The 26936-nt window shown below is 71.4% G+C and carries 26 protein-coding genes; 14 read left to right on the forward strand and 12 right to left on the reverse strand.

Annotation, left to right across the window (positions count from 1 at the left end; genetic code table 11):
* The coding region (locus ACFYZJ_RS03060) for a phosphoenolpyruvate carboxylase (RefSeq protein ID WP_388563343.1) at positions 1-95 on the forward strand (95 nt) is incomplete at its 5' end.
* A gap of 64 nt (positions 96-159) precedes the next feature.
* Positions 160-1245: an MBL fold metallo-hydrolase gene (locus tag ACFYZJ_RS03065; RefSeq protein WP_388562239.1), complete on the forward strand. Its 1086-nt coding sequence runs from the start codon at positions 160-162 to the stop codon at positions 1243-1245.
* A gap of 8 nt (positions 1246-1253) precedes the next feature.
* Here ACFYZJ_RS03065 and ACFYZJ_RS03070 read toward each other — a convergent pair whose 3' ends face one another.
* Positions 1254-2210, reverse strand: coding sequence for a peptidoglycan-binding protein (locus ACFYZJ_RS03070; protein ID WP_388562241.1), 957 nt, complete (start codon positions 2208-2210; stop codon positions 1254-1256).
* A gap of 188 nt (positions 2211-2398) precedes the next feature.
* Between ACFYZJ_RS03070 and ACFYZJ_RS03075 the strand changes: the two genes are divergently transcribed.
* Complete coding sequence (locus ACFYZJ_RS03075; protein ID WP_388562243.1) at positions 2399-4534, forward strand: DHA2 family efflux MFS transporter permease subunit; 2136 nt, start codon at positions 2399-2401, stop codon at positions 4532-4534.
* A gap of 4 nt (positions 4535-4538) precedes the next feature.
* Here ACFYZJ_RS03075 and ACFYZJ_RS03080 read toward each other — a convergent pair whose 3' ends face one another.
* Positions 4539-5030: a GNAT family N-acetyltransferase gene (locus ACFYZJ_RS03080; RefSeq protein ID WP_388562245.1), complete on the reverse strand. Its 492-nt coding sequence runs from the start codon at positions 5028-5030 to the stop codon at positions 4539-4541.
* Positions 5031-5201: 171 nt separating this feature from the next.
* On the opposite strand from ACFYZJ_RS03080, the gene ACFYZJ_RS03085 reads away from it, so the two are divergent.
* Both ACFYZJ_RS03085 and ACFYZJ_RS03090 read left to right on the forward strand, forming a co-directional pair.
* A complete protein-coding gene (locus ACFYZJ_RS03085) occupies positions 5202-5876 on the forward strand; it encodes a hypothetical protein (RefSeq protein WP_388562247.1) in 675 nt (224 codons plus the stop codon).
* A 5-nt stretch (positions 5877-5881) separates the two neighbouring features.
* Entirely contained in the window at positions 5882-6421 is a 540-nt protein-coding gene (locus tag ACFYZJ_RS03090; RefSeq protein ID WP_388562249.1) for a hypothetical protein, read from the forward strand.
* A 123-nt stretch (positions 6422-6544) separates the two neighbouring features.
* Here the strand turns inward: ACFYZJ_RS03090 and ACFYZJ_RS03095 are convergent, their stop codons facing one another.
* On the reverse strand, positions 6545-6964 hold the full coding sequence (locus ACFYZJ_RS03095) for a DUF1992 domain-containing protein (protein WP_388562250.1): 420 nt from the start codon (positions 6962-6964) through the stop codon (positions 6545-6547).
* A 148-nt stretch (positions 6965-7112) separates the two neighbouring features.
* Here ACFYZJ_RS03095 and ACFYZJ_RS03100 point away from each other — a divergent pair, with 148 nt between their 5' ends.
* Positions 7113-7508, forward strand: a complete 396-nt coding sequence (locus ACFYZJ_RS03100) for a hypothetical protein (protein WP_388562252.1) — start codon at positions 7113-7115, stop codon at positions 7506-7508.
* A gap of 15 nt (positions 7509-7523) precedes the next feature.
* On the opposite strand, the gene ACFYZJ_RS03105 is transcribed toward ACFYZJ_RS03100, so the two are convergent.
* Both ACFYZJ_RS03105 and proP read right to left on the reverse strand, forming a co-directional pair.
* Positions 7524-8198, reverse strand: coding sequence for an O-methyltransferase (locus ACFYZJ_RS03105; RefSeq protein WP_388562254.1), 675 nt, complete (start codon positions 8196-8198; stop codon positions 7524-7526).
* Between the two features lie 158 nt (positions 8199-8356).
* Positions 8357-9730 (reverse strand): glycine betaine/L-proline transporter ProP, encoded by a 1374-nt coding sequence (proP, locus tag ACFYZJ_RS03110; RefSeq protein WP_388562256.1) that lies wholly within the window; start codon positions 9728-9730, stop codon positions 8357-8359.
* Between the two features lie 576 nt (positions 9731-10306).
* On the opposite strand from proP, the gene ACFYZJ_RS03115 reads away from it, so the two are divergent.
* The gene (locus tag ACFYZJ_RS03115; protein WP_388562257.1) at positions 10307-12364 is read left to right on the forward strand and encodes a bifunctional glycosyltransferase 87/phosphatase PAP2 family protein; all 2058 of its coding nucleotides are present in this window, start codon (positions 10307-10309) and stop codon (positions 12362-12364) included.
* A 98-nt stretch (positions 12365-12462) separates the two neighbouring features.
* Positions 12463-13356, forward strand: coding sequence for a glycerophosphodiester phosphodiesterase (locus ACFYZJ_RS03120; protein WP_388562259.1), 894 nt, complete (start codon positions 12463-12465; stop codon positions 13354-13356).
* Between the two features lie 116 nt (positions 13357-13472).
* Here ACFYZJ_RS03120 and ACFYZJ_RS03125 read toward each other — a convergent pair whose 3' ends face one another.
* Complete coding sequence (locus ACFYZJ_RS03125; protein ID WP_388562261.1) at positions 13473-13901, reverse strand: ATP-binding protein; 429 nt, start codon at positions 13899-13901, stop codon at positions 13473-13475.
* A gap of 91 nt (positions 13902-13992) precedes the next feature.
* Between ACFYZJ_RS03125 and ACFYZJ_RS03130 the strand changes: the two genes are divergently transcribed.
* Positions 13993-14841, forward strand: a complete 849-nt coding sequence (locus tag ACFYZJ_RS03130) for a helix-turn-helix domain-containing protein (protein ID WP_388562263.1) — start codon at positions 13993-13995, stop codon at positions 14839-14841.
* On the forward strand, positions 14816-15082 hold the full coding sequence (locus tag ACFYZJ_RS03135; RefSeq protein WP_388562265.1) for a DUF397 domain-containing protein: 267 nt from the start codon (positions 14816-14818) through the stop codon (positions 15080-15082). Before ACFYZJ_RS03130 ends, ACFYZJ_RS03135 begins: the two co-directional genes overlap by 26 nt.
* Here the strand turns inward: ACFYZJ_RS03135 and ACFYZJ_RS03140 are convergent.
* Positions 15066-16235: a steroid 3-ketoacyl-CoA thiolase gene (locus ACFYZJ_RS03140; protein ID WP_388562267.1), complete on the reverse strand. Its 1170-nt coding sequence runs from the start codon at positions 16233-16235 to the stop codon at positions 15066-15068. The genes ACFYZJ_RS03135 and ACFYZJ_RS03140 overlap by 17 nt on opposite strands.
* 262 nt (positions 16236-16497) lie before the next feature.
* On the opposite strand from ACFYZJ_RS03140, the gene ACFYZJ_RS03145 reads away from it, so the two are divergent.
* The 3 genes from ACFYZJ_RS03145 to ACFYZJ_RS03155 all read left to right on the forward strand — a co-directional run bounded on the left by ACFYZJ_RS03145 (position 16498) and on the right by ACFYZJ_RS03155 (position 21112).
* Positions 16498-17733, forward strand: a complete 1236-nt coding sequence (locus ACFYZJ_RS03145) for a cytochrome P450 (RefSeq protein WP_388562269.1) — start codon at positions 16498-16500, stop codon at positions 17731-17733.
* A 195-nt stretch (positions 17734-17928) separates the two neighbouring features.
* Positions 17929-19554 carry a hypothetical protein gene (locus ACFYZJ_RS03150; RefSeq protein ID WP_388562271.1) on the forward strand — a complete coding sequence of 542 codons (1626 nt, stop codon included), beginning with the start codon at positions 17929-17931 and terminating at the stop codon, positions 19552-19554.
* 334 nt (positions 19555-19888) lie between these two features.
* Complete coding sequence (locus tag ACFYZJ_RS03155; protein WP_388562273.1) at positions 19889-21112, forward strand: cytochrome P450; 1224 nt, start codon at positions 19889-19891, stop codon at positions 21110-21112.
* A 105-nt stretch (positions 21113-21217) separates the two neighbouring features.
* Here ACFYZJ_RS03155 and ACFYZJ_RS03160 read toward each other — a convergent pair whose 3' ends face one another.
* The 5 genes from ACFYZJ_RS03160 to ACFYZJ_RS03180 form a co-directional block, all read right to left on the reverse strand.
* A complete protein-coding gene (locus ACFYZJ_RS03160; RefSeq protein WP_388562275.1) occupies positions 21218-21904 on the reverse strand; it encodes a YoaK family protein in 687 nt (228 codons plus the stop codon).
* A gap of 196 nt (positions 21905-22100) precedes the next feature.
* Positions 22101-22529 (reverse strand): transglycosylase SLT domain-containing protein, encoded by a 429-nt coding sequence (locus ACFYZJ_RS03165; protein ID WP_388562277.1) that lies wholly within the window; start codon positions 22527-22529, stop codon positions 22101-22103.
* Between the two features lie 438 nt (positions 22530-22967).
* The gene (locus ACFYZJ_RS03170) at positions 22968-23450 is read right to left on the reverse strand and encodes a nuclear transport factor 2 family protein (protein ID WP_388563345.1); all 483 of its coding nucleotides are present in this window, start codon (positions 23448-23450) and stop codon (positions 22968-22970) included.
* 51 nt (positions 23451-23501) lie between these two features.
* Positions 23502-24530: an MBL fold metallo-hydrolase gene (locus tag ACFYZJ_RS03175; RefSeq protein ID WP_388563347.1), complete on the reverse strand. Its 1029-nt coding sequence runs from the start codon at positions 24528-24530 to the stop codon at positions 23502-23504.
* A gap of 85 nt (positions 24531-24615) precedes the next feature.
* Positions 24616-25311, reverse strand: a complete 696-nt coding sequence (locus tag ACFYZJ_RS03180; RefSeq protein WP_388562279.1) for a glycerophosphodiester phosphodiesterase — start codon at positions 25309-25311, stop codon at positions 24616-24618.
* Positions 25312-25472: 161 nt separating this feature from the next.
* Here ACFYZJ_RS03180 and ACFYZJ_RS03185 point away from each other — a divergent pair, with 161 nt between their 5' ends.
* Positions 25473-26933, forward strand: a complete 1461-nt coding sequence (locus tag ACFYZJ_RS03185; protein ID WP_388562281.1) for an aldehyde dehydrogenase — start codon at positions 25473-25475, stop codon at positions 26931-26933.
* The last annotated feature ends 3 nt before the right edge of the window (positions 26934-26936 follow it).

Here is a 26936-nt window from a genome sequence, read left to right on the forward strand (position 1 = left end):
CGGCCGCCGCCGGCACCGAACCCGACCCGCTGCTGTCGCGGGCCCTGCTGCTCACCGTCAACGGCGTCGCAGCCGGCCTCCGCAACACCGGCTGAGACGGGCCACCGGGCCGCCTTCACGCCGATCCTCCGCCTTCCCGCAACCCACCGGAGTCCCACCATGGCAGACATCTCCCGCAAGCCCGACCCCTCACGCCGTGGGGTGCTGCGCACCGCGATCGCCACGACGGCGGCGGTGTCCGCCTCGTTCCTGGACGTCACCGCGGGCGTCGCACACGCTGCGGCGGAGCCCGGTGCCGCCGGCGGCCTCACCTCGGCGCCGTCGCACGGCCACGACGGGATCGGCAGGCTGAACGACCAGTCCGCCGTCCGTACCTTCACGGTCGGGGACACCCGGCTCACCTACGTCGTCGACGGGGTTCTGGAGCTGGACCCCACGGGATTCCTCCCCGCGATCCCCGCCGCCTACTGGCAGGAACACCCCGAGGCGCTGAACGCCTCCGGCCGCATCGCCGCCTCGGTGGGCGGAGTCCTCGTCGAACGAGGCGGGCGCAGGCTGCTGATCGACGTGGGCCTCGGCAGCAACGTCCTGTCGCCCACGCTCGGCGCATCTCGCGGCGGTGCCCTACTGCGCACCCTTCAGGCGCTCCGTGTGTCACCGCGTTCCATCGACACCGTGGCCTTCACCCACCTGCACACCGACCACACCGGACTCGGCTTCGTCAAGGACGGCGACCAGGTGTGGCACAAGGCCTTCCCGCATGCCGACTACCTGGTGGCCGGTGCCGAATGGGAGCCGTTCTGGCGCGGCGAGATCAAGGTGGGAGCCCCGTCCTGGGACGAGTTCATGGTGCCGATGTCACGTGTGCTGCGGCGGTTCGACGACGGCGAGGAGGTGTGGCCCGGTGTCACCGCGTTGATCACCCCCGGTCACAGCCCCGGGCACACCACGTATGTGATCACGGCCTGTGACGGACGGCGCATCCTGGTCCTCGGCGACGCCTTCCACATCCCCGCCCAGATGGCCCGTCCCGACTGGCCTTCCGGCCCCGACACAGATGTCGAAGCGGTGCGGAAGGCCCGGGCGACCCTCCTGGAGCAGCTGTTCCTGCCCCGTACGTACGCCTTCGCCTTCCACTTCGGAGACCAGACCTTCGGCCGCGTCGTGCGCGACGACGCGGGAGACGCGCACTGGCAACCGCTGCCTGCCCGGCATCTCCTCGCCAACCCGGTCGCCCTCTCCTGACATCCGCCCTACGGCTCGCTCGTCTCCGACTCCAGCTTCGCTCGCGTCGCCGCCCCGTACACCCCTGGCTCGTCCTGTGTGATGCCCCGGCTGACCTGGTAGTTGCGGACCGCGTCCGCCACCTGGGCGTCGTAGGTGCCGTTCGCCGGGCCCACGTACAGGGCCAGTTGGCGCAGCCGGAGCTGCAGTTCCCTGACCTCCGGGCCCTTGTCGCCGGTGCGCAGGGCCTCCGGGCTGCGGTGGGGCTGGGCCCGCGAGGTGGGGGACGCCGTGGCGGTGGCCGGCGCGGTCGTCGGTGTGCCGCTCGGTGTCGGTGACGTGGACGGCGTGGGGGACGGGCTCGACGGTGACGGCGACGGGCTGGCGCTCGGCGACGGCATCCTGCTCGGCGTAGGCGCCGCTCTGGACACCGTGGCGGCCGGCGCGGACGTGCCGTCCGGCGACGACGCCTCCGGGACGCTCGCCCGTATCTCCTGCGGCAGCGCACCGTCCCGCTGCGGAGGGTCGTAGGAGAACAGTCCGCTCGCGTAGCCTGCCGCCGCCAGGACCGCGATCACCGCACCCCCGGTGGCCGGCAGGGCGGTGCGCCGCAGGCGCCGGGGCCGGGGCCGCGGCTCGGCGTCCGAGGGCCCGGCGCCGGCCCGTTCCTCGACCTCGGACACGGCCGCGGTCTCCTCCGGTACGGCGGCCGACCGCGTCAACAGATCCGGCTCTTCCGATACGGCCCCCAACCGCACCGTCGCGTCCGGCTCCTCCCGTACGGCCCCCAGCCGTAACGTCTCGTCCCCCAGCTCCACATACGGCCTGATCCGCAGCGGATCGAAGTCCTCCGCCGCTGCCGCCTGCGCCGTGCGCGCCTCCCGGAGTGCCTCGGCCGCCCGTCGCGTGCACCCGCACGACGGCGTGCCGTCCCCTCGTCGCGGTGCCGCGCACTGCGGGCAGGCCTGTCCGTTCGGTCCGTTCACGCGTGGGCCCCCTCCCCGCCGAATTCCAGAAATTATGCAGATCTCCCTCACGGAATCTCCTGGCGGCCCCCGGAACTCCTCCTTCCCTCCAGGACTCAACAGGCCATAACGGGTCACACCGACCACGATGAGAGTGCACGATGGACGACAGCGCACGGAGGTCGTACGACCGTCCACGGGAGGCCTTGATGACCGATGACACCCAGGGCAGGGCGGCGGGAGAGGACGCGCGGCCGACGGAGCCGGCCATACCCGGCTGCACCGCGGTTGCGGGCACCGGTGGTGCCACCGCCGCGCGCCGCGCGCCCGGCGACGAGAGCGTGCGCGGCGGCGTCCTCGTCTCCATCGGCGCACTGCTGCTCGGCATGCTCCTGGCCGCCCTCGACCAGACGATCGTCTCCACCGCGCTGCCCACCATCGTCAGCGACCTCGGCGGTCTGGAGCATCTGTCCTGGGTGGTCACCGCCTACCTGCTCGCCTCCACCGCGGCCACCCCGCTGTGGGGCAAGCTCGGCGACCAGTACGGGCGCAAGAAGCTTTTCCAGGCCGCGATCGTGCTCTTCCTGATCGGCTCGGCACTGTGCGGCATGGCGCGCAACATGCCCGAGCTGATCGGCTTCCGCGCGCTGCAGGGCCTCGGCGGCGGTGGGCTCATCGTGCTGTCGATGGCGATCGTCGGCGACATCGTCCCGCCCCGGGAACGGGGCCGCTACCAGGGTCTCTTCGGTGCCGTCTTCGGTACCACGAGCGTCCTCGGCCCGCTGCTCGGCGGCCTGTTCACCCAGCACCTCAGCTGGCGCTGGGTCTTCTACGTCAACCTGCCCGTCGGTGTGGTCGCCCTCGCCGTGATCGCCACGGTCCTGCGCATCCCACGGAAGGCCGAACGGCACGTCATCGACTACCTCGGCACCCTCCTCATCGCCTCCGTCGCCACCTGCCTGGTCCTCGTCGCCTCGCTCGGCGGCACCACCTGGCCCTGGGGCTCGCCGCAGATCGCCGGCCTCGCGGCCCTCGGCGCCGTCCTGCTGGTGGCCTTCCTCCTCGTCGAACGCCGCGCCGCCGAACCGGTTCTGCCGTTGAAGCTCTTCCGCGTCCGCACCTTCACGCTCTCCGCCGTGATCAGCTTCATCGTCGGCTTCGCGATGTTCGGGGCGATGACGTACCTGCCGACGTTCCTGCAGATCGTGCACGGCATCAGCCCCACCCTGTCCGGTGTGCACATGCTGCCGATGGTGGCCGGCATGCTGCTGTCCTCCACCGCCTCCGGCCAGATCGTCAGCCGCACCGGCCGCTGGAAGGTGTTCCCGATCGCGGGCACCGCCGTCACCACCATCGGCCTGCTCCTGCTGCACCGGCTCACCGAGTACAGCAGCACCGCCGAGATGAGCGGCTACTTCTTCGTCTTCGGTCTCGGTCTCGGTCTCGTCATGCAGGTGCTGGTCCTGATCGTGCAGAACGCCGTCGCCTACGAGGACCTGGGCGTCGCCACCTCCGGCGCGACCTTCTTCCGCTCCATCGGCGCCTCGTTCGGCGTGGCCGTCTTCGGCACGGTCTTCGCGAACCGCCTCGCCGACAAGCTGGTGGCCGCGCTCGCCGGGCACCCGCTGCCGCCGGGCGTCAGCCCGGGCTCCCTGAAGGCCGACCCGCGCGGCATCGCGGCCCTGCCGCCCGCCGTACGGCCCTCGGTCCTGCACGCGTTCGCCGCCTCCATCACCGACGTCTTCCGCTACGCCGCCCCGGTCGCCCTCCTCGGCTTCGTCCTGGCCTGGTTCCTGCGCGAGGACAAGCTGCGCGGCTCGGTCACGGCGCCGGACGTGTCGGAGACCCTGGCGAGCAACCCGGTGCACCGCTCGTCGTACGAGGAGGCCGGCCGCGCGCTGTCCCTGCTCGGCTCCCGGGAGGGGCGCCGGGAGATCTACGAGAAGATCACCAGGAGGGCCGGGTACGACCTGCTGCCCGCGACGAGCTGGCTGCTGCTGCGGATCAAGAAGCACGGCTGGGCCGAGCCGGCGCTGCTCGCCGAGCGCAGTTCGGTTCCGCTGCCCGTCATCATCGCCGCCGCACGGCAGGTGGAGGAGCGGCGCCTCGGGGTGCGCGCAGGGCTCGAGATGGTCCTGACCGAAGAGGGCCGCGCGGTCGCCGACCGCCTCGCCGAGGCGCGCGAGGAGTCCCTGGCCGAACTGCTCGGCGACTGGTGGGGCCCGGACCGCCCGACCGACCTGGTCAAGCTGGTCCAGGAACTGAACGCTGAGCTGTGCGGCTCGGACGCGGAACGGCCCCACAACGGCTCGACGACACCGCGACAGCTGGGGCGGGCGGTGTAGCCGCTCATATCAGCTGCTTGGCGAACCAGTGCTCGGCGTAGTCGTTGTCGTTGTACGGCGCGGTCTCCTCGTATCCCAGGCGCGCGTACAGGGCGCGGGCCTCCACCAGGTCGCCCCGCGTGTCGAGCACCATCTGCTCCGCACCCAGCGCGCGGGCCGCGTACTCGGCGGCGGTCACGAGGAGCGGGGCGCCGCCCTTGCCGCGCACGTCCGGGTGCACGAAGACCCGCTTGAGCTCGGCCGTCGCCGGATCCATCAGCCGGACGCCCGCCGTGCCCGCCGGGCGGCCGTCGTGGCGGGCCACCAGCAGCACCCCGCCGGGCGGCGCCAGGTAGTGCCCGGTGTCGGCGGCGATCTCGCGCTCCAGCTCGTCCGGGTCCGTACGGCGCCCCTCGTGCAGCAGGTACCAGCGGTCGCTGACCTCCGTGTAGTACGCCCGCCACAGCGCGGCGGCGACCGGGGAGTCGAAGGGTTCCGGGGCGATGGTCCAGCTCATACGGGCCATTCTCCGAAGGACCCGGCAGGGGCGCGCAAACGAATTACGCGCCCCCTCCGGCCTGTCGGCGGTGGGGGAGCGTGGGTTCGTTTGGGGGCCGCCGTCCGGGCAACCCGGGCGGGAGACGGCCCACCGGGCCGTGAGACCTGAAGGCGACCCCGGAAGGCACCCATGTCCACAGGCTGGATCATCGCTCTGATCGTGATCGTGATCGTGGCGGCTGCCCTGGCGGGCGCGGCCGCGGTGTCCCCACGGGCCCGGGGCGCGGTCGGCGGGCGCGGCCTGAAGCGCCGCTTCGGACCGGAGTACGAGCGGACCGTGGCCCGGCACGACGGCGACACCAAGGCCGCGGAGCGGGAACTGACCGAGCGGCTGAACAAGTACGGCGCGTTGCACGAGCACCCGCTGGAGCCGGCCGAGCGCGAGCGGTACTCGGCGCGCTGGGCGGCCGCACAGGAGCGCTTCGTCGACTCCCCGGATGAGGCGGTGGCCGATGCGGACCGGCTGCTCGCCGAGCTGGCGGGCGTGCGGGGCTTCCCGGACGGCACGCGCTACGAGGAGCAGCTCGACGCGCTGTCCGTGCACCACGCCCGTCACGTCCACGGCTACCGCCGGCTGCACCGGGCCGCCCACGCCACGGACACCGGCACCTCCGGGAGCCGCGCGAGCACCGAGGAGATGCGCGAGGCCATGCTGGAAGCGCGTGCGCTCTTCGAGGACCTGATGGCACCCCCGCGCCGGCAGTCGGCCGGCCCCACGGAGAAGACGCCCCGGCACGCCGCGGGCAGCGCCGGGCAGTCCCGTCTGCCGTGGGCGTTCCACAGGCAGCATGTGAAGGGGAGTTGAGGGTGATGACGGAATCGACACCGGGCGGCGCCTTCGAACGCCCGGAAGCGACGGGGGCCCGGCCCGACACCGGAGAGCCCCGGTCCGCGGCGGAGTTCCGGCCCGAGAGCGGTGAGCGCCGGTCGGGCGTGGAGTTCCCGCCGGAGGCAGGGGAGGCCCGGCCCGCGGGCGAGTACCGGCCGGGGATGGGTGAGCCCCGGTCGGCGGCGGAGTTCCGGCCCGAGACCGGCGAGTCCCGGTCGGCGGCGGGCCTCGCGCGGGAGCCCCGGCTGCTGCCGCGGGAGGAGTGCGACAAGTTCGAGCTGCGGTTGCAGCACGCGGTCGGCAGGTTCGTCGACCGGCCCAAGGAGGCCGTGGAGGAGGCGGACCAGGTGGTCCAGGAGGTCGCCTCGCGCCTCGCGGAGGCCGTGTCCTCCCGGCGCCGCACCCTGAAGGCGTCGTGGCAGGAGACGGGCGACGCGAGCCACCCGACGGCCGACACGGAACAGCTACGGCTGGCGCTGCGGGACTACCGGGCGACGGCGGAGCGGCTGCTGAGCATGTGAGCGGTCCCGTGAAGACGGGGCCGGCCCGGACGACACCTCCGGGCCGGCCCCGTTCGTCGTGTCACCGCGTCGACGCGACGTGCCACCGCGCCGGCTGTGCTCGGTGGGGGCCGCGGTGAGCGCTCAGTCCGCTCCCGTGCGCCCCGCATGGCGTTCGCGCCACTGCCTGACGACCGCCTCCACGTCGTACGGCTTCAGGCCCAGCGGCGGGCCCGGGGGCGGCTTGAACATCATGTCGCGGATCTTCACGTTCAGCTGTTCGACCAGTCGCCGTGCCACCCGCTCCGAGGGTGCCTGAGCGGCCGCCGCCAGCGTGTCCTCCGCCTCCTTGCGCAGGGCCAGCGTGGGCGGCAGGACCGAGATCCCCTCGCGGGCCATCTTGCGCTTGATCCACCACAGTTCGTCGTACGCCGTGTCACTGACGGCCGGTGACGGCTCCCCCGCGCCGGGGAGGTTCGCGAACTCTCCTCGCGCCTGGGCGTCACGGATCTGTTTGTCGGCGAACGACTCGAAGCTGACGCCGGGTGGCTTGCGCTCGGTCATGCGCTCATTGTGCCGGACGTCACCCGACGGAGCGATCGGGCGAATTATCATTCCGGCGCGGCACGTCAACCGGGACGGACCGCAAGCAACCCGAACCGCCGCGCCCGAACCGCCCGCGCCCGAACCCCCGCACCCAGAAGGAGCGCACGTGCTCGAACTCACCATGGCCTCGGTCTCCGCGGCGGACGCCGGGGCGACGGCCGGCATGCAGATGGCCGACGCGCCCAGCGACCCGGGCACCGTGCTGCGGGTGGGCCGGGACAGGTCCGTGTGCCGGCTGGCGACCCCCGACGACTGGCTGTTCGTCTCCCGCGTCCATCTGGAGTTCCAGTGCGGCCCCGACGGCGGCTGGCAGGTCACCTGGTTGCGCGGCTCCCAGCCCGATCCCTCCTCCGAGGTCCTGCTCACCCTCGCCGGACACCCCGCCCAGCCCCTGCTCTACGGCGGGACGGCCCAGCTCCCGCACGGCGCCTCCGGTGAGCTCGTCATCCAGGACCGCACCGCCCCGCGCAGCGTCAATGTGGGCTTCTACCACGAGGCCTGAGCATCCCCCTCGGGGTCAGCCCACCACCCGGGCCAGCGCGAACCCGTCGTACCCCTTGGTGCCCACCGTCTGCACCGCCGTCGCGCTCAGCTTCGGGTTCGTGGCCATCAGTTCGAGTGCGGCCCGGGTTCCCCGCACACTCGGGTCCTCGCTGCCGACGTCGGTGACCTGGCCGCCGCGCACCACGTTGTCGAGGACGATCAGGCTGCCGGGGCGGGTCAGCTTCAGCGCCCACTCGACGTAGTGGGCGTTGTTCACCTTGTCCGCGTCGATGAACACCAGGTCGAACGGTTCCTGCTGCTCCTCGGCCAGCTTGGGCAGCGACTCCAGCGCCGGGCCGACGCGCACTTCCGTGATCCCGGCCAGACCCGCTCGTTCGAGGTTGCGACGGGCGACCTCCGCGTGCTTGGCCTGGTACTCCAGGGTGATCAGCCGGCCGTCCGCGGGCAGCGCGCGGCCCAGCCAGATCGTGCTGTATCCGCCGAGCGTGCCGATCTCCAGGATGCGGCGGGCGCCCTGGATCCGGGCCAGGAGCTGGAGCAGCTTGCCCTGGTTCGGCGCCACGTTGATGTGCGGCAGTCCCGCGGCGTCGCTGTCCCGCAGGGCCGCGGTGAGCGCCTCGTCCTCGGGGGCGAGCAGGTCCGTGAAGTACGCGTCCACGTCGTCCCAGAGCTGTTGCGCTGTGCTCATGCACCATGCCTTTCGTGTGGCTGGTTAGATCGCCTAACTAGACTCCCTAACGAATATAGCCACGGCAGGGTGCCGTGTCAGCGGAATTCCACCGCTCGGGTGACGTGCCGCCCGGTCGGGCTACACGTCACCCGCGAGGTTGCTCCCGGTGGACCGGATCAGCGCTCCGCGCGCTCCAGCGACGGTGCCGAACCCGGCAGCGGGCGGCCCGCCGACTCCGTCATGAACCACACCGCGGCACCGCCGATCACGGCCGCCGCCATCATGTAGTACGCGGGCATCATCATGTTCCCGGTCGCGCCGATCAGCGCGGTGACCACCAGCGGGGTCGTGCCGCCGAACAGCGACACCGAGACGTTGAAGCCGATCGACAGCGAGCCGTAGCGGACCCGGGTCGGGAAGAGGGCCGGCAGCGCGGACGGCATGGCCGCCGTGAAGCAGACCAGCAGCAGACCCAGCGCGCCCATGCCGAGCGCGACCGCGAGCAGGCTGCCCTGGCGGATCAGCAGGATGGCCGGGACGGACAGGAACAGGAAGCCCGCACAGCCCGCCGCGATCACCGGGCGGCGGCCGACCCGGTCGGACAGGGCGCCCACGAAGGGCTGCACGATCATCATCAGCGCCATCACGGCGAGCACGACCAGCAGCCCGTGCGTCTCGTCGTACTTCAGCTCACTGGTCAGGTAGCTCGGCATGTACGACAGCAGCATGTAGTCGGTGACGTTGAAGACGAGCACCAGCCCGATGCACAGCAGCAGTGCCTTCCACTGGCCGGCGATCATCTCGCGCAGCGGCACCTTGGGCCGCTCGGCCTCGGCCTTGTCCACCTCGGCCGCGAACGCCGGGGTCTCCTCCAGGCGCAGCCTCAGGTAGAGCCCGATGACGCCCATCGGACCGGCGATCAGGAACGGGATGCGCCAGCCCCAGGACACCAGGTCGTGGGCGGACAGCAGCGCCGTCATCAGGGTGACCAGGCCCGCGCCGCCGATGTATCCGGCGAGCGTGCCGAACTCCAGCCAGCTGCCGAGGAAGCCGCGCCGCTTGTCGGGCGCGTACTCGGCGATGAACGTGGAGGCGCCGGCGTACTCGCCACCGGTCGAGAAGCCCTGTACCAGCCGGGCCACGAGCAGCAGGACCGGCGCGCCGACGCCGATCGCCGTGTACGACGGGATCAGGCCGATCGAGAAAGTGCCGATCGCCATCATGATCATGGTGATGGCGAGCACCTTCTGGCGCCCGACGCGGTCACCGAGCGGCCCGAAGACCATGCCGCCGAGCGGGCGGACCAGGAAGGCCGCGGCGAACGCGCCGAAGGTGGAGAGCAACTGCGCGGTGGAGTTGCCGGACGGGAAGAACACCTTGCCCAGCGTCACCGCGATGTAGCTGTAGACGCCGAAGTCGAACCACTCCATGGCGTTGCCGAGCGCGGCGGCCTGCACAGCGCGCTTGACCAGCGCCGGATCGGTGACGGTGGCGTCGGAGGACTTGGGGACGGGGACGGAGCGGGAAGCGGCAACTGTGGCAGCCGACAAGAGTTCGCTCGCCTACCTTTCGACGGGGACAGGGGCAGGGCCCGCCGTAGTACGGGGCGTGCGTGTGCTGCGTCTCGTACGGCGGACCGGTGGGTCGGCCGCAGGGGCCGGCCGGTGCCGGTCGGGGGTGGGCCCGCAGGGCCGCGCGGGCCGGCGGGAGACCGGCCGGAGACGGGGGCCCAGGGGTCCGGCACGGCGATGGGCCAGGACCAGCTACAGGAACAAGGCTTGCCACAAAGGCGAGCCGAAAAACGACCATAAGGGAAGTTGCCGCCATAACGGAAGGTGACCGGGTCGGCGCACAGAGCGCGAAAAGGCGCCGTGTCCAGGTGTGATGGACCGGCTGCGAACTGCCGTCCGCCGGTGATTCTGTGATCCATCTCGCGAACCGAACTGGAACCGGAAGCATCCGCGCACCGTCGTCATGCGGCCGAAGGCGGAGCGGCCCTCAGGTGAAGAGGGGGTTGCCCGCGTCTCACAGCGAGGGGGCTGCAAACCTCATAGGGTCAGGGCAGGGGTCGCCGCACGGGACCCGCGGGACGTCAGGGACCAAGGGGCGGGGAGGGCCGGCGAGGCGTGGCGAACGTGGAGCACAGCGGGCAGATGGGCGGTGCCTTCGGGGCGGGGGGCGCAGAGCAGGCTCAGGAACGGCTGAGAGCGGCCCGCGTCGCTCTCTGGCTGGTCGCCGCGGTCCTCGCCGTCCGGCAGGCCGCCGTGGTCCTGCACACCCCCAGGGCCCAGCGCCTCACCGATCTGGAGACCTGGGTCGGCGCGGGCGGCGTGCTGCACGTCAAGGGCTCGCTGTACGACTCGACCCGGTTCACCGGTACCCCGTTCGGCGGACTCATCCTCAAGCCGCTCACCCGGGCGGCCGAACAGGCCCTCGGCCTGGCCTGGACCTTCGGCACCCTCCTGCTGGTCGTCGCGCTCGGCCTGGTCGCCGCACGGGCGCTGCCGCAGCCGGTGAGCCGGCGCACCTCGCTGCTCGCCGCACCCGTGGCGATCAGCCTGCTGATGCTGTCGCTGCCGGTCCGCAACGCCCTGCACCTCGGACAGACCAGTATCATCCCGGTACTGCTGGTCCTGCTGGGCTGCTTCACGGTGCGCGGCGAGCGGACGAGCGGCCTCCTGATCGGCGTCGGCGCCGCGATGCAGCCGACGGTCCTGCTGTTCGCGCCGCTGCTGTGGTCGACCGGCCGTCGCCGCGCCGCCGCCTCCACCGGTGTCACCTTCGCCCTGTGCACGGCGCTCGCCTGGGCCGCGATGCCGCACGACTCCGCCACCTACTGGGTGCACCACCTCGCGGGCGTCGGCCTCGGCGGCAAGGCCGACGACCTCGCCAACCAGTCCCTGCACGGCGCCCTGCTGCGCCTCGGCGTGACCGGCCCCCTGGAGATCGGCCTGTTCCTCGTCCTCGGCACCGCCGTCGCGGCCTTCGGACTGCGCCGCGCCGTGCGGTACGCGCGCGACGGGCAACTGCTGCTCGCCGTCGCGATCACCGGCTGCGTGGCCGTCGCCGTGTCGCCGACCACCTGGCAGCACCAGCTGCTGTGGGTGCTGCTCGCGGTGGTCGGCCGGGTCGGCGCGCGCGCCTCCGACCGGTACGTGTGGCCGTTCGCCGTGGTCGCGGTGATGACGCTGCCGGCCAAGGCCCTGGTCCCCAACACGGCACTGCTGGAGCCGCTGAAAGACAACGTCATCCTGCTGGCGGCCCTCGCCGCCGCCTGCGCGGTCCCGTTCCTGGAACGGCAGTCCCCCGCCTACCGGTCACCGCGCCCCGCCGTGTACGGCGCCCCCGTCCCCGCCCGGCTGTCCCTGGTGCCGCTGCTGCCCTTCTGGCGCCGTGTCCTCAGCCGCCCCAACCTGCTGTTCGAACTGCTGCTGATCCGGGTCTGCTACGCCGCCTACTCCCAGGTGCGCCTGGCAGCGACCGGCAGCCGCGAGACCGCGGAGGCGCACGGCCGGCAGATCCACTCCGTCGAGCAGGCCCTCTCCATCGACATCGAGCACTGGGCCAACCACACGGTGGTGAAGGTGCCGTGGCTGGAACACTTCCTCGGCTTCTACTACGAGTCGTTCCACTTCGTGCTGCCGCTGACGATCCTCGGCGCTCTCTACGCCCGGCGCCCGGCCGACTACCGCTGGGCCCGCACCTCGCTCGGCTTCGCCACCCTCCTCGGCCTGCTCGGCTTCTGGCTCTACCCGCTCGCCCCGCCGCGCCTGATGCCGGGCCTCGGTTTCGTGGACACGGTGCACGGCGTCCAGAACCTCGCCAAGCCGGACTACGGCGCGATGACCGCGGTCACCAACCAGTACGCCGCCATGCCGTCCCTGCACTTCGGCTGGTCCCTGTGGTGCGGCATCGTGATCGCCGTCCTGGCCCCCCGCTGGTGGATGAAGGCGCTGGGCATGCTCCACCCCCTCTTCACGGTCTCCGCGATCCTGGCGACGGCCAACCACTGGGTCCTGGACGCGGTGGGCGGCGCGGTGGTGGTGGGCGCCGGCTTCGGGCTGACGTACGTGCTGGCCGGACCGCGGGCGTTGACGTCGCCGGTGGCGGTCGGAACCGGCCTTCCCCATGACCACACGATCAGAGACGGGCGACGGACCGTCAAAAGTCAGCCGACCAAGTAGAGAAGTTGGCTGTGAGGTCCATGCGAGAGTTGTGACCGTCGAGTAAGATCGCCGGGTTCATCGCTTCACTCAATGGCCTTCCACGGGGGATTGCGTACATGGCACGGCGCGGTACGCCCGGTTCGGCCGGCCTGAAACCGCGTGGCAGACATGTGCTGCCCCTCGTGGTGGCGTCGTCCGCGGTCGCGACCTCGTGCGTGGCCGCACTGACCGGCTGCATGTCGGGAACGCCGACGGCTCACGAGCCGCAGAAGAGCCCCACCGCCGACTGCTCCGGCACCCGTGTCATCGGGCACCGCGGCTCTCCTCGGCGCGCGCCGGAGAACACGATCGCCTCCTTCCGAGCCGCAGCCGCTCACGGCGCCGACTACGTCGAGACCGATGTGCAGTTCACCAAGGACGGCCGACCGGTCATCCTGCACGACGCCACCGTGGACCGCACGACCGACGGAACCGGCCGCATCGATCAGCTCACCGCGCAGCAGGTGTCCGGGCTGACGGTCAAGGGCGGTGGACGCGTCCCGACCCTGCGTCAGGCACTGTCCGCCGTCAAGGCGCTTCCGGTCCGGCTCCTCCTGGAGATCAAGGGGCCGCAGACGCCCGCGGCGGTCGACCAGGTCCTGCGGCTGGTCGCCGAGACCGGAATGACCGACCGCACCGTGGTCCAGTCCTTCGACGAGAACATCGTGCGGCACGCGGCGGCCTCCCCGTACAAGATCAAGCTGGCTCTGCTCCGGGACAAGCTCGACGCGGATCCCGTGGCGACGGCGCGGAAGTTCTCCCTGGCCGCCTACGCGGTGAACTTCAACAGCCTCAAGGCGCACCCCGACACGGTGCGCCGGCTCCACGCGGCCGGTGTCCAGACGTTCGTGTGGACGGTCGACGGCGACAGCAAATGGCGGACCGCGACGTCGTGGGGCGTCGACGGCGTCATCACCAACACCGCGGACCGGTTCTTCCAGTGGCGGAAAGACCACTGCGCTCGAAGGTGAGGGGGGCGAAAAGGCGACGTCGCACTTCACCTGCCGCGCTCGCTTCCCCGGCTGTCCTTACCGGCCTGCGCCCAGGAGCAGCCCCATCGGCCTTCCGGCAGGGCTGCTCACGCGCGTCAAGCGACGGTCCCGGCCTCGCACTCGAACCACACGGTCTTGCCGCCCGCACCGTGCGGTTCCACGCCCCAGTTGTCGACCACCGCGTCGAGCAGGAGCAGCCCGCGGCCGTTCTCCGCCTCCGGCCGCAACTTTGAGGGCATCGCGGGGTGTTGCCCGCAGCCGTCCGTCACCTCCACCCGGATACCGGCTGCCTGCCGCAGCACCAGCAGCGTGCAACGCCGATCGGGAACGTGGCGTACGACGTTGGCGATCAGCTCGGTCACGGCCAGCTCGGCGGCGTCGGCCAGTTCCTCCATCTCCCACTCCCGGAGGAACGAGCGGACGATACGGCGGATGTGCCGCGCCGAGTGCTCGGCGACGGTGAGGCGCATGCGGTACTGGGCGGGGAGGCGGCCCAGGAGGGCGACGGGAATGTAGTCGTTCACAGGACGAGCCTGACCTCGCCCGACTACGCTCGGCTACAGATTGGATACAACCGGTCCCGCTGTGGGCCGCGTTGCGCGAAGGGGGCCGTGCGTGACCCACATCAACATCCTCGACCCGGGCGCCTCACCGCTCGACTACTACGGTTTCGAGCTGCGTCGGCATCGAGAGGCTGCCGGGCTGACGCAGAAGCAGCTCGGGGAGATCGTCAACTACACCGGGTCGTTGGTGGGGCAGGTCGAGACGGCGCGGAAGGTTCCGACACCGGAGTTCAGTGAGCGGGTGGATGCGGCCCTGGGGACGGACGGGCTGCTGTCCCGGCTGGTCGAGCTGGTGCTGCGCAGCCAACTTCCGGCACGGTTCCAGCAGGTGGCGGCACTGGAAGTGCGGGCCACTGAGATCTGCACCTTCCAGATGGGCATGGTTCACGGTCTGCTCCAGACCGAGGCGTATGCGCGCGCCACATTAGGCGCACTGGACCAGGCCGACCTCGATGACCGGACCGCCGTACGTCTGGCCCGTCAGCGCATCTTCCAGAAAGAGGAGCCGCCGGTCTTCTGGCTGATCCTCAGCGAGGCCGCTCTGTATCAGGAGATCGGCGGCCCCGAGGCCATGCGTGGCCAACTGGCTCACTTGTTGTCCTTCGAGGACAACCCCCGGATCAACATCCAGGTGCTGCCGTTCTCGGCCGGAGCGCACGCGGGGCTGACAGGCTCATTCACCCTCTACCACTTCACCAACGACCCGGACATCGTCTACACGGAGAGCTACGGCAGCGGGCATCCGACCGCCAACCCGACCACCGTCAAGGACTGCTCGCTCCGTTACGATCATCCTCGTGCCGCCGCTCTCTCCCTCGGGGACTCGGCGGAGCTGATCCGGCGCGTGATGGAGGAACGCTATGGAGAGCAAGGCGATGCCGGCAGGGATCCAGTGGCGTAAGTCCAGCTACAGCAGTGACCAGGGTGGCGAATGCGTCCAGTGCGCCCCCCTCGGCCCCCTGGCCTGGCGCAAGTCGTCCCACAGCAGCGACCAGGGCGGCGACTGCGTAGAGATCGCCGAAGCCCCCTGCACCACCGTAGCCGTACGCGACTCCAAGACCCCCGCCGGGCCGGTGCTCACCCTCGCGCCGGCCGCCTTCTCGGCGTTCGTCTCCTGGGCGGCGGCTACAACCGCTGAATGATCGTCCCGGTGGCCAGTCCGCCCCCGGCGCACATCGTCACCAGCGCGAACTCCTTGTCCGTCCGCTGCAGTTCGTGGAGCGCCGTCGTGATGAGCCGCGCCCCGGTGGCACCCACCGGGTGACCCAGCGCGATCGCACCCCCGTTCACGTTCACCTTCTCCAGGTCCTGGTCGAAGACCTGAGCCCAGCTCAGGACCACCGACGCGAACGCCTCGTTGATCTCGACCAGGTCGATGTCCTTCAGGGACATCCCGGCCTTCCCCAGTACCGCCTTGGTCGCGTCGATCGGGCCGTCCAGGTGGAAGTGCGGGTCCGCACCCACCAGGGCCTGGGCCACGATTCGGGCGCGCGGGCGCAGCTTCAGTGCGCGTGCCATCCGTTTCGACGCCCACATGATCGCCGCCGCGCCGTCCGAGATCTGTGAGGAGTTGCCCGCCGTGTGCACCGCCGTGGGCATGATCGGCTTCAGGCGGGACAGCGCCTCCATCGACGTGTCCCGCAGGCCCTCGTCCCGGTCGACCAGGCGCCACATGCCCTGGCCCGCCCGCTGCTCCTCCTCCGTGGTCGGCACCTGCACGGCGAACGTCTCACGTTTGAACCGCTCCTCCGACCAGGCGACCGCCGCCCGTTCCTGGGAGACCAGGCCCAGCGCGTCGACGTTCTCGCGAGTGAGGCCGCGGTGGCGGGCGATCCGCTCGGCCGCCTCGAACTGGTTCGGGAGGTCCACGTTCCACTCGTCCGGGAAGGGCTTGCCCGGACCGTGCTTGGAGCCCGAGCCGAGCGGCACCCTGGACATGGATTCCACCCCGCAGCTGATCCCCACGTCGATCACACCCGCCGCGACCATGTTGGCCACCATGTGCGACGCCTGCTGGGACGAGCCGCACTGGCAGTCGACCGTCGTCGCCGCCGTCTCGTAGGGCAGGCCCATCGCCAGCCACGCCGTGCGCGCCGGATTCATCGACTGTTCCCCGGCGTGTGTCACCGTGCCGCCGACGATCTGTTCGACGCAGTCGGCGGGGATGCCGGTGCGGCCGAGGAGTTCGCGGTAGGTCTCGCCCAGGAGGTAGGCGGGGTGCAGATGGGCGAGCGCGCCGCCGCGCCTGCCGATGGGGGTGCGCACGGCTTCGACGATCACGGGTTCCGCGGCCATGGGGGCTCGTCCTCTCCTCGGTCACCCGCGCGGCGCGGGCGTCCCGGCCCACCCGCCACGCAGAACTAGTACGCGTTCTAGTTCTGTGTGCAGTTTGCTGACAGGGTGTCCAAGGCCGCAAGGGTCGTGCAGCCTCCGGAGCTGTGATCTGCACGAGTCTCGCACGCAATCGGGGCCCCGTACCCCTTGCGGCTTGTAGAACCCGTTACTACCTTCACGGAAACCTGATAGGCCGTCAGACGGAAGAATGGTGGGGTTCGCCATGCCCTGTCCCGCGCTGCCCGACGGGTTCGACTTCACCGATCCCGATCTGCTGCACCACCGCGTGCCCCTGCCGGAGTTCGCCGCACTGCGCCGGGCGGAGCCGGTGTGCTGGATACCCCAGCCGGCCGGGCTCGCGGGCTTCCAGGACGAGGGCTACTGGGCGGTCACCCGGCACGCCGACGTCAGGTACGTCTCCACACACCCGGAGATCTTCTCCTCGTCCCTCAATACGGCGATCATCCGGTTCAACGAGCACATCGAGCGCGACTCGATCGACGCCCAGCGGCTGATCATGCTCAACATGGACCCGCCCGAACACACCCGGGTCCGCCAGATCGTCCAGCGCGGCTTCACCCCGCGCGCCATCCGGGCCCTGGAGGACAGGCTGCGGGCCCGCGCGCACGCCATAGTCCAGGGCGCCCTCGCCCACGACGGCCCCTTCGACTTCGTCACCCAGGTCGCCTGCGAGCTGCCGTTGCAGGCCATCGCCGAGCTGATCGGCATCCCGCAGGAGGACCGGGGCAAGATCTTCGACTGGTCCAACAAGATGATCGCGTACGACGACCCCGAGTACGCCATCACCGAGGAGGTCGGCGCCCGGTCGGCCACCGAGATCATCGCCTACGCCATGAACATGGCCGCCGACCGCAAGCAGTGCCCGGCGAAGGACATCGTGACGGCGCTGGTGGCCGCCGAGGACGAGGGGAGCCTCAGCTCCGACGAGTTCGGCTTCTTCGTGCTGATGCTGGCCGTCGCCGGCAACGAGACCACCCGCAACGCCATCACCCACGGGATGCACGCCTTCCTCACCCACCCCGCCCAGTGGGACCTCTACAAACGGGAGCGGCCGAGGACCGCCGCCGAGGAGATCGTCCGCTGGGCGACCCCGGTGAACGCCTTCCAGCGCACCGCCACCCAGGACACCGAACTCCGCGGCAAACAGATCCGCAAGGGCGACCGGGTGGGGCTCTTCTACTCCTCCGCCAACCACGACCCCGAGGTCTTCGACCACCCGGACGTCTTCGACATCACCCGCGACCCCAACCCGCACCTCGGGTTCGGCGGCGGAGGCCCGCACTACTGCCTCGGCAAGTCCCTGGCCGTACTGGAGATCGACCTCATCCTCGGCGCGATCGCCGACGCCATGCCGGACATCAAGCCGGTCGGCGACCCGCGCCGCCTGCGCTCCGCCTGGATCAACGGGGTGAAAGAGCTCCGGGTCACCGTGGGCTGACGGATCCGGGCCGTCGGCCTCCCGGCGCCGCAGGCCCGCCCCGAGGGAGGCAGGGGCATCCCCCCTACGCCCCGCCCCTGCCTCCCCCGAGACCCAGGTGCCCCGGCAGTGTGCGAACGTCCCACGCCACCTCGGCGTCTTCAACAGGGCACAATCGTGCCCCTCGCCGACGACGTCGAACGGAAACGCGCGCCCGTGGCCCCTGCCGAGCCCACCCACGCCCAGCCCGAGGACGTGGCCGCCCCCCGGAACCGGCCCCTGCGGGCGCTCTGGAACCGCCATCGGATTCCGCTCCTCGCCACGCTCCCCACCCTGCCGCTGTACGCGGTGTGGTCGCTGTTCCTCGCCACCGGAGGCGGTGATCTCGCCGCCCAGGAGGCCTGGGCCCACTTCGCGGCCCGCTACGGCGCCTCGGCGTACAACCTCTTCTGGTACGGCGGGATGCACACCGCCAACTACAGCCTGATCTCCCCGTACTTGATGGCCGCGCTCGGTGTGCGCACGGTGACGGTGGCCTCCGGACTGGCCGCCTCCTGGCTCGCCGCGCTGCTGATCGTGCGCGCCGGGGTCCGCAGGCCGCTGGGGCCCGCGCTGCTCGCCTCCCTGGCGCTGTGGTGCGACGTGGCCTCCGGCCGCACCACGTTCGCGCTGGGTGTCGCCTTCGGGCTGGGAAGCTGTGTGCTGCTGACAAGGCGGCGGCTGGTGTGGGCGGCGGTCTGCGCGGCGCTCGCCACCATGGCCAGTCCGGTGGCGGGGCTGTTCCTGGCCGTGGTCGGGGCCGGGTTCCTGCCGGTACGGGACTGGGGACGGGCCCTGGTGCTGCTGGTGCCGCCGCTCGCGGTGGTCGCCTGCACCACGCTGCTGTTCCCCTTCCGAGGGCAGCAGCTGATGCCGGCGGACCGGATCTGGCAGCCGGTGCTGTTCGGGCTGTCCGTCGCGGTGCTGTCCCCGCGCGACTGGCGCGTCGCACGCTGGAGCGGCGTCGTCTACGCCGCCGGGACCGTCCTCGCGTATCTGATCCCCTCGCCCGTCGGGACGAACATCGAGCGGTTCGCGGAACTCTTCGCGCCCGCCGCGCTGCTCGCGGTCCTGCTCACCTCACCCCGGCTGCGGATGGTCCGGCGCACCCTGCTGATCGCGGTGCTGGCCTTCTCCGTCTTCTGGGTGGGCCGCAAGACCGTCGACGACCTGGAGGTCTCCACCACGGTGCCGGCCTGGGCAGCGGACACCGACGGAGTGATCCGCGCCGTCCGCGACGTGGGCGCGGACCGCACCCGCGTCGAGGTCGTCCCGGCCCGCAACCACCGCGAGGCCACGGCCCTCGCCCCGTACGTGAACATGGCTCGCGGCTGGAACCGCCAGCTCGACATGGAACGCGGCCGCCTCTTCTACGACGGCACGTTCTCGGCGGCCACCTACCGGACATGGCTGGACCACTGGGCGGTGGGTTTCGTCATCCTGCCGCTGGGCAAGCCGGACGGGTACGCCGAGGCCGAGGCGCGGCTGGTGCGCGACCACCGTCCGGCCTGGCTGGAGCCGGTGTGGCAGGACGCGCACTGGCGCGTGTACCGGGTGCGCGACGCGGTGCCCCTGGTGTCGCCGCCCGCCACCGTGGTCCGCACCACAGGCGCCGAGGTGGACGTCCGGATGCCCGAGGCCGGTTCGGTGACCGTCCGGGTGGCCTACTCGCCGTGGCTGCGCACCGAGGGGGCGTGCCTGCGCCGGGACGGCGACTTCACGCGGCTGACGGTGACCGCGCCCGGCACCTACCGGATCGGCTCCCGGTACGGCGGTCCTGCATCGGAACCGAGGCGCTGCTGACACCCGCGCGCCCGGACCTGTGTCCAGCCGACGGCGCCCATTTGTATCTCAATGGACTGCGGCGCGCCGAGGATGCAACGGATTGGCCGACAAGCCGCTGTTCAAGCGGACGTGATCGGTTGACGGTTGCTGGTGAGGGATGAACTCCGCGTCGAGGGGGCACAGACGGGCCGTCGGACCCGTCCTGAAGGGCAGGGAGATCGGTGGGGGTGGAAAGCACCGGCGGCCGCGTACCGCGTCGGCGACGCCGAACTCAGCCGGCGCCCCGGCCCGTTCCACCGCGCCCTTGAAGCCTGCCCGTCACATTCCCCGCCGCACGACAAGGAGCCCGGCCATGGCCCAGCAGCCTCCGCTCGTCCTCGACCCCACCGGCGCCGACCACCACGCCGAGCACCGCGCCCTACGGGCCCGCGGCCCGGCCACCCGGGTGGACATCCTCGGTGTCACGGCCTGGTCGGTGACCGACCCCGCCCTGCTCAAACAACTGCTCACCAGTCCCGATGTCTCCAAGGATGCCCGCACGCACTGGCCCGCCTTCGAACAGACGGTCAGTTCCTGGCCCCTCGCCCTGTGGGTCGCCGCCGAGAACATGTTCACCGCTTACGGCGCCAACCACCGCAAGCTGCGCCGGTTGGTCGCACCCGCCTTCGGCTCCCGTCGCATCGCCCCCATGAAACCCGCGGTCCAGGGCATGGTGACCCAGCTCATCGACCGCCTCGCGGGCGTCCCCGCGCACGAGACGGTCGATCTGCGCCAAGACCTGGCCTACCCGCTGCCCATCGCGGTGATCAGCCACCTCATGGGCGTGCCCGAGAGCCGGCGGGACGCCTTCCGCGTCCTCGTGGACGGCGTCTTCGACACCACGCTGAGCCCCGTGGAGGCCCAGACCAACACCGCCCGGTTGTACGAGCAGTTGGACCAGCTCATCGCCACCAAGCGCAGTACACCGGGGGACGACATGACGTCCTTGCTCATCGCCGCCCGGGACGACGAGAGCGACGGTTCCCGCCTCTCGCCCGAGGAACTGCGCGACACGCTGCTGCTGATGATCAGCGCCGGCTATGAGACCACCGTCAACCTCATCGACCAAGCCGTGTACACCCTGCTGACCCGCCCCGACCAACTGGACCTGGTCCGCAGCGGCGCTGTGACGTGGGACGACGTCGTCGAGGAGACCCTGCGCCACGAACCCGCCGTCAAACACCTGCCGCTGCGGTACGCCGTCAACGACATCCCGCTGCCCGACGGGCAGACCATCGCCCGCGGCGAGGCCATCCTCGCCTCCTACGCCGCCGCCAACCGCCACCCTGACTGGCACAGCGACGCCGACACGTTCGACGCCGCCCGCAAGCCCAAGGACCATCTGGCCTTCGGTCACGGCGTTCACTTCTGCCTCGGCGCGCCCCTGGCCCGTCTTGAAGTCGCCCTCGTGCTCCAGAGCCTCTTCGACCGCTTCCCCGACATCCACCTCGCCGAACCCGCGGGCCAACTCCCGCCCGTGGCTTCCCTGATCAGCAACGGTCACCAGCGGCTGCCGGTCCGTCTGCACGCCCACTGAGCACCAGCCGCCGCGCCAGGCACCTCATCAGGGGCCTGGCGCGAGGGGGCCCCTCGACCGAACGGGGTCAGGACCCGGTGACCCGCAAGAGAGGTGCTGGTGCCGTCACTCCCGCTCCGAGGCCACCACTGCCAGCACGGCCGTCGCCACGGCCGTGAGCAGCAGGGGCCAGCCCAGGCCGTGGTGGATCACCAGCCAGCCGCCGAGGACGGCGCCCGCGAGCAGGCAGGTCGCGGAGGCCGCGCGGCGCCGGGAGCGCCGGCCCGTGCCCCCGCCGAGCCGGGAGTCGGAGGCGAGCCCGGTGAGGGTCGAGGTGAGCACGGTGGTCGTCGTCAGGTCGGGCACCGCCAGCTTCCGCACCGTCGCGTTGCGCACCCCCATCGCGAAGGCCGTCACCGCGATCAGCGTGTACGTGGTCGTGGTGGTGCCCGGCGCGGCGAAGGCGACCGCCGCCGACGAGCCCAGCAGCACCGCCTCGACCCCGAGCGTCAGCCGGGCCCACGCGCGCCGTGACCCGCCGCCGTAGCGCCGGCCCGCGCGTCCGCCCGCCACCGCCCCCACCAGGAACGACCCCAGCGAGATCACCGCGTGCGAGGTGGAGAAGCCGGGCGCCCCGGCGGCGGCGAAGCCGAGCACCACCACGTTGCCGGTCATGTTCGCCGTGAAGACGTGTCCGAGCCCCAGGTAGCTCACCGCGTCGACGATCCCGCTGATCACGGTCATCACCAGGAGGGCGGGGACCAGGCGCAGACCGCGCGTTCCGGGCTCCTCCACCGGAGTGTCACTGCTCATACGGGCCTCCGGGCAGTGGGACGGGCGTGGTGCACTCAAGTGAAGGCGGGCGCAAACACCAAGGACACCACACCAGTTGGAGCGGTGGGGAAAGGGCTCGCCGTCCGGCCGCCGTGTGCGAGCCTGGGGACACGCCGAAGGCGGCGGCCCCGGGTGCGGGGGCTGCCGCCTTCGCGGTCGGGTGTGATCGGCTCGATCAGTACCAGTGGTGGGTGGACCAGAAGTTCCACGCCGCAGCCGGGCTGCCGTAGCGGGAGTTCATGTAGTTCAGGCCCCACTTGATCTGGGTGGCCGGGTTGGTCTTCCAGTCGGAACCGGCGGACGCCATCTTCGAGGCGGGCAGCGCCTGGACCAGGCCGTAGGCGCCGGAGGAGGCGTTGGTGGCGTGGATGTTCCAGCCGCTCTCATGCGAGACGATCTTGTTGAACGCTTCGTACTGCGCCGCGTCCGGAATCATCTGGTGCGCGATCGCCTGGACGGAAGAGGGCGAGGCCGAGGCCGACGTGGGGGTGGCGGCCTGGGCGGGCGCCGAGGCGAGCAGCGCGCCGGTGGCGGCGGCGGCGACGGCGGTGGCGGCGATGGCCTTCTTCGGGGAGGCGATGCGGCGGATGAAGGAGACGGTCACAGGAAACCTTTTCGTCGGGGACATGGGGGCCGCGAACATGCCGGAACCACGCGGGAGGCGGTGGGGGCATGCGTCGGCGCCGCGACCCGGGTGGGCTCGTCGGCGCCTGGCGACGTCATCCAGAGAAGCAGGCCGACGGGATGTCCGCAATGGCCCCTTTTACTAGTTGTGGTCGCATCCGACGGGAACGTCTGGCGTGTGATCTGGCTCTCAAACCGCAGGTCGGGCGGGCAATTGGCGTATTCATGCCATGGAGATGGATCTACGGTCCGGCGTCGTAGGTGACGGTGGTCACGTGGGGCGCCTCACGGTTTGGGTCACGTAACGCCCATAATGGCTATACGCATAGAAACCGGACAGTGTGACCCGCGCCGCACGAACGGCGGTTGCAATGTGACCGGCGTCGCAGGCGGCAGGCCCGAATCCCGAGCGGGATCCCTATGCCGACGCCAGCCGCGCGGTCGGGCCGCCGAACGGCAGGTGCAGGGCCCGGGAGGCGAGCAGCCAGTGGCCGTCGACCCTGCGGAACGTGTCCTCGTAGTGGCCGACCTGGACCGGTGGACCGGGCGGCACCATGGCGCCGGAGTAACCGTCGACGCGGTACGTCGTGAAGTAGGACGTGGCCTCGGCCGTGTCGGCCGACGTCACCGTGACGAGGATGTTGGACATGATCCGGCGCGAGAGGCGGTCCGCCGGCCGTGAACCGAAGTACTCCCGCAGCGCGTCCCGTCCCTCGAACCGCCGCCCGTCCCCCGGTGCCGGCCACTCCCAGACACCGTCCTCGGTGAACAACTCGGCCACGGAGTCCGGCTCGCCCAGGTCGAGACGGCGGACGAAGTCGATGACGACGCGCTCGCAGGCGCGTTCGACCAGAAGGCGGTCCAAGGGGTCCAGGGGGTCTGAGGGATCCAAGGGGTCCATGGCGTCCATGTGTCTTGGTACCAACCGCCGAGCACGCGGTGCCAGCCGTTTTCACACCGCCACGTACGCCACCGGATCGCTCCCCGTCACCGCCTCCGCCCGGCCCAGCTTCACCAGTCGGCGCAGATGGGCCTCGGCCTCCGCGACCGCGATGTGCCGTGAGCCGTACGGGATCTGCTCCCAGGGGCGGTTCCACTCCATGCGCTCGGCGAGCTGCCAGGGGGTGAGCGGGGCGGACAGCAGGGTCAGCAGCCCGGTCAGCCGCTCCCCGTGGTGCGCCAGCAGTTCCCGTACCCGGCCCGGCGCGTCGGTGAAGGGGTGCTGGTGGGCCGGCAGCACCTCGGCGGGCCCCAGGCGGCCGACGCGCTCCAGCGAGTCGAGGTAGTCGCCGAGCGGGTCGGTCACGGTGGTGTCGTCCGGGTCCTCGTACAGGCCGATGTGCGGGGTGATCTCGGGGAGCAGGTGGTCGCCCGAGAACAGGCGGCCGTGGCCCGGGAGCCCGGCGGGGTGGTCCTCCTCCAGGTGGAGGCAGACATGGCCGGGTGTGTGTCCCGGCGTCCAGATCGCGCGCAGGCTGCGCCCGGGGAGATCGAGGAGTTCCCCGGGGACGATCTCGCGGTCGGGCAGCGCGGGGGTGAGGCCCGGCAGGGCCCGGTGGCCGTGCGCGGCGCGCAGCGGGGCCAGGTGCTCCCCGGGGGCGCCGGCCGCGGCCAGCTTGTCGGCCATGTACGAGTACCAGCGCTCGGGGCCGGTGTCGCGGGTCCGCCGTACGACCGCGGTGTCCGCCGCGTGCATCGCGACCCACGCCCCGGACGCCTCGCGGACCCTCCCGGACAGGCCGTGGTGGTCGGGGTGGTGGTGGGTGATGACGACGCCGAAGACCTCCGCGGGCGACGTCCCGCACGCCGCCAGGCCCCGCGCCAGCGCGTCCCAGGAGTCCGGGTCGTCCCAGCCGGTGTCGATCAGCACCGGGCCGCGGTCGGTGTCGAGGACGTGGACGAGCGTGTGGCCGAGGGGGTTGTCCGGGATGGGGACCCGGAAGGACCGTACGCCTCCGCCGTGGTCGTGCGCCTGTGTCATCGGCTCCCCGCCCTGGCTCGTCGTCATCCCGCCTCAGCCCCGCCCATGGCCCTTGCCCGCTATAACGAGAACTTGTTTCACAAGGTCAGGCCGTGGCCTCGACCAGCCGCTTCATGCCGGGCTGGTCGGTCACGCAGCCCACCAGGCCGAGCGCCCGGGCCAGCGCCAGGTCGCGCTCGTCGTTGACGGTCCAGGCCATCACGTCGATGCCGGCGGCGCCGCACTTCTCCACGATGGCCCGGTTCAGCTGGCGCAGCTCCACGCTGACCAGGGTGGAACCGACCTTTTGGGCGCGGCCGACGAAGGTGTCGCGGTGCGCGCTGGGGCCTGCCACCAGCACGGTGCGGGCCTGCGGCAGCAGGTTGTGGATCTCGATCAGCGCCACGTCGTGGAACGACAGCACCGAGACCCGGTCCAGCAGGTCGCGGTCGGTGAGCACCTTGGCCAGCGACCGGGCGGCGGCCACGTCCTTGATCTCCGCCTGGATCGGCAGCGTCGGCCCGACGGCGTCCAGCACCTCCCCGAACGTGGGGATGCGCTCGCCGAGGCCTGCGTCGAGCTTCTTGAGCCTCCGCAACTTCTGGTCGGCGATCGGACCGGAGCCGTTCGTCGTGCGGTCCAGGGTCTCGTCGTGCATGACGACCAGCTCGCCGTCCTTGCTCAGGTGCAGGTCCAGTTCGATGCCGTCCAGACCCTCGCGTTCGGCCCGCAGGAAGGAGCGCAGGGTGTTCTCCGGCTCGGCGGCCATGACACCGCGGTGGCCGATGGTGAAGAAAGACACTCGGTTGTCGTCCTTGGGTGTGGTGGTGCGGGGCAGCCGAACGAGTGCCGTACCCCCGCCGGCCGGCGGGTCCCGAGCCTAGCTTAGTTCAACTAGAACTGGTATCAGTTCTGAAATGCCGTCAGGAAACGGCACCGCCGGCTCCGCAGGAGGCAGTCGCCATGACCGAGCTCGTGGAACACGGACAGCTGTTCATCGGCGGGGAGTTGACCGACCCCCTGGGTGAGGATGTCATCGAGGTGGTCTCCCCGCACACGGAGGAGGTCATCGGCCGGGTGCCGCACGCCTCGCGGGAGGATGTCGACCGGGCCGTCGCCGTGGCGCGCCGCGCCTTCGACGAGGGGCCCTGGCCGCGGATGACGCTCGACGAGCGGATCGGGGTCGTGACGAGGATCAAGGACGCGATCGCGGTGCGGCACGAGGAGATCGCCCGCCTGATCTCCTCCGAGAACGGCTCCCCCTACTCCTGGAGCGTCCTCGCCCAGGCGCTCGGCGCGATGATGGTGTGGGACGCGGCGATCACGGTCGCGCGGAACTTCAGGTACGAGGAGCGGCGGGACGGCGTCCTCGGCAAGCTCCTCGTGCGGCGTGAGCCGGTGGGGGTCGTGGCGGCCGTCGTGCCGTGGAACGTGCCCCAGTTCGTGGCCGCCGCCAAGCTCGCGCCCGCGCTGCTGACCGGCTGCCCGGTGGTGCTCAAGCCGTCGCCCGAGTCGCCGCTGGACGCCTACGTCCTGGGGGAGATCGCCCGTGAGGCCGGGCTGCCGGAGGGGGTGCTGTCGATCCTGCCCGCCGACCGCGAGGTCAGCGAGTATCTGGTCGCGCATCCGGGGATCGACAAGGTGTCCTTCACCGGTTCGGTCGCGGCCGGCAAGCGGGTCATGGAGGTCGCCGCGCGGAACCTGACGCGCGTGACCCTGGAGCTGGGCGGCAAGTCGGCGGCCGTGGTGCTGCCGGACGCGGACGTCTCCCGGGCCGTGCAGGGGATCGTCCCGGCCGCCTGGATGAACAACGGGCAGGCCTGCGTCGCCCAGACCCGCATCCTGGTGCCGCGCTCGCGCTACGACGAGTTCGCGGACGCCTTCGCCGCCGCGGCGAGCGCCCTTGTGGTCGGCGACCCGCTGGACCCCGCGACCCAGGTCGGCCCACTGGTGGCGCGGCGGCAGCAGCAGCGCAACCTCGACTACATCCGCATCGGCCAGGAGGAGGGCGCCAAGATCCTCACCGGCGGCGGGCGGCCCGCGGGTGCGGAGCGTGGCTGGTACGTGGAGCCGACCCTCTTCGGCGACGTCGACAACTCCATGCGGATCGCCCGCGAGGAGATCTTCGGGCCGGTCGTCTGCCTGCTGGCGTACGGCGACGAGAGCGAGGCCGTGAAGATCGCCAACGACTCCGACTACGGGCTGAGCGGCAGCGTGTGGACGGCGGACGTGGAGCACGGCATCGAGGTCGCCCGGCAGGTCCGTACCGGGACGTACTCGGTGAACACCTTCAGCCTCGACATGCTCGGCCCCTTCGGCGGCTACAAGAACTCCGGGCTCGGGCGGGAGTTCGGCCCCGAGGGGTACGGCGAGTACCTGGAGCACAAGATGATCCACCTGCCGGCCGGGTACGGGGAGGTGTAGCGC

The sequence above is a fragment of the Streptomyces sp. NPDC001848 genome, from assembly GCF_042891915.1.
Classification (GTDB): Bacteria; Actinomycetota; Actinomycetes; order Streptomycetales; family Streptomycetaceae; genus Streptomyces.

Bases quoted from the DNA above. Each gene is read 5' to 3' on its own strand.
- ACFYZJ_RS03175 (WP_388563347.1), bottom strand. From the start codon at position 24,530: ATGACACAGGCGCACGACCACGGCGGAGGCGTACGGTCCTTCCGGGTC.
- ACFYZJ_RS03140 (WP_388562267.1), bottom strand. From the start codon at position 16,235: ATGGCCGCGGAACCCGTGATCGTCGAAGCCGTGCGCACCCCCATCGGC.
- ACFYZJ_RS03080 (WP_388562245.1), bottom strand. From the start codon at position 5,030: ATGAGCTGGACCATCGCCCCGGAACCCTTCGACTCCCCGGTCGCCGCC.
- ACFYZJ_RS03120 (WP_388562259.1), top strand. From the start codon at position 12,463: ATGGCACGGCGCGGTACGCCCGGTTCGGCCGGCCTGAAACCGCGTGGC.
- ACFYZJ_RS03135 (WP_388562265.1), top strand. From the start codon at position 14,816: ATGCCGGCAGGGATCCAGTGGCGTAAGTCCAGCTACAGCAGTGACCAG.
- ACFYZJ_RS03170 (WP_388563345.1), bottom strand. From the start codon at position 23,450: ATGGACCCCTTGGATCCCTCAGACCCCCTGGACCCCTTGGACCGCCTT.
- ACFYZJ_RS03085 (WP_388562247.1), top strand. From the start codon at position 5,202: ATGTCCACAGGCTGGATCATCGCTCTGATCGTGATCGTGATCGTGGCG.
- ACFYZJ_RS03160 (WP_388562275.1), bottom strand. From the start codon at position 21,904: ATGAGCAGTGACACTCCGGTGGAGGAGCCCGGAACGCGCGGTCTGCGC.
- ACFYZJ_RS03065 (WP_388562239.1), top strand. From the start codon at position 160: ATGGCAGACATCTCCCGCAAGCCCGACCCCTCACGCCGTGGGGTGCTG.
- ACFYZJ_RS03185 (WP_388562281.1), top strand. From the start codon at position 25,473: ATGACCGAGCTCGTGGAACACGGACAGCTGTTCATCGGCGGGGAGTTG.
- ACFYZJ_RS03155 (WP_388562273.1), top strand. From the start codon at position 19,889: ATGGCCCAGCAGCCTCCGCTCGTCCTCGACCCCACCGGCGCCGACCAC.
- ACFYZJ_RS03095 (WP_388562250.1), bottom strand. From the start codon at position 6,964: ATGACCGAGCGCAAGCCACCCGGCGTCAGCTTCGAGTCGTTCGCCGAC.
- ACFYZJ_RS03145 (WP_388562269.1), top strand. From the start codon at position 16,498: ATGCCCTGTCCCGCGCTGCCCGACGGGTTCGACTTCACCGATCCCGAT.
- ACFYZJ_RS03090 (WP_388562249.1), top strand. From the start codon at position 5,882: ATGACGGAATCGACACCGGGCGGCGCCTTCGAACGCCCGGAAGCGACG.
- ACFYZJ_RS03075 (WP_388562243.1), top strand. From the start codon at position 2,399: ATGACCGATGACACCCAGGGCAGGGCGGCGGGAGAGGACGCGCGGCCG.
- ACFYZJ_RS03105 (WP_388562254.1), bottom strand. From the start codon at position 8,198: ATGAGCACAGCGCAACAGCTCTGGGACGACGTGGACGCGTACTTCACG.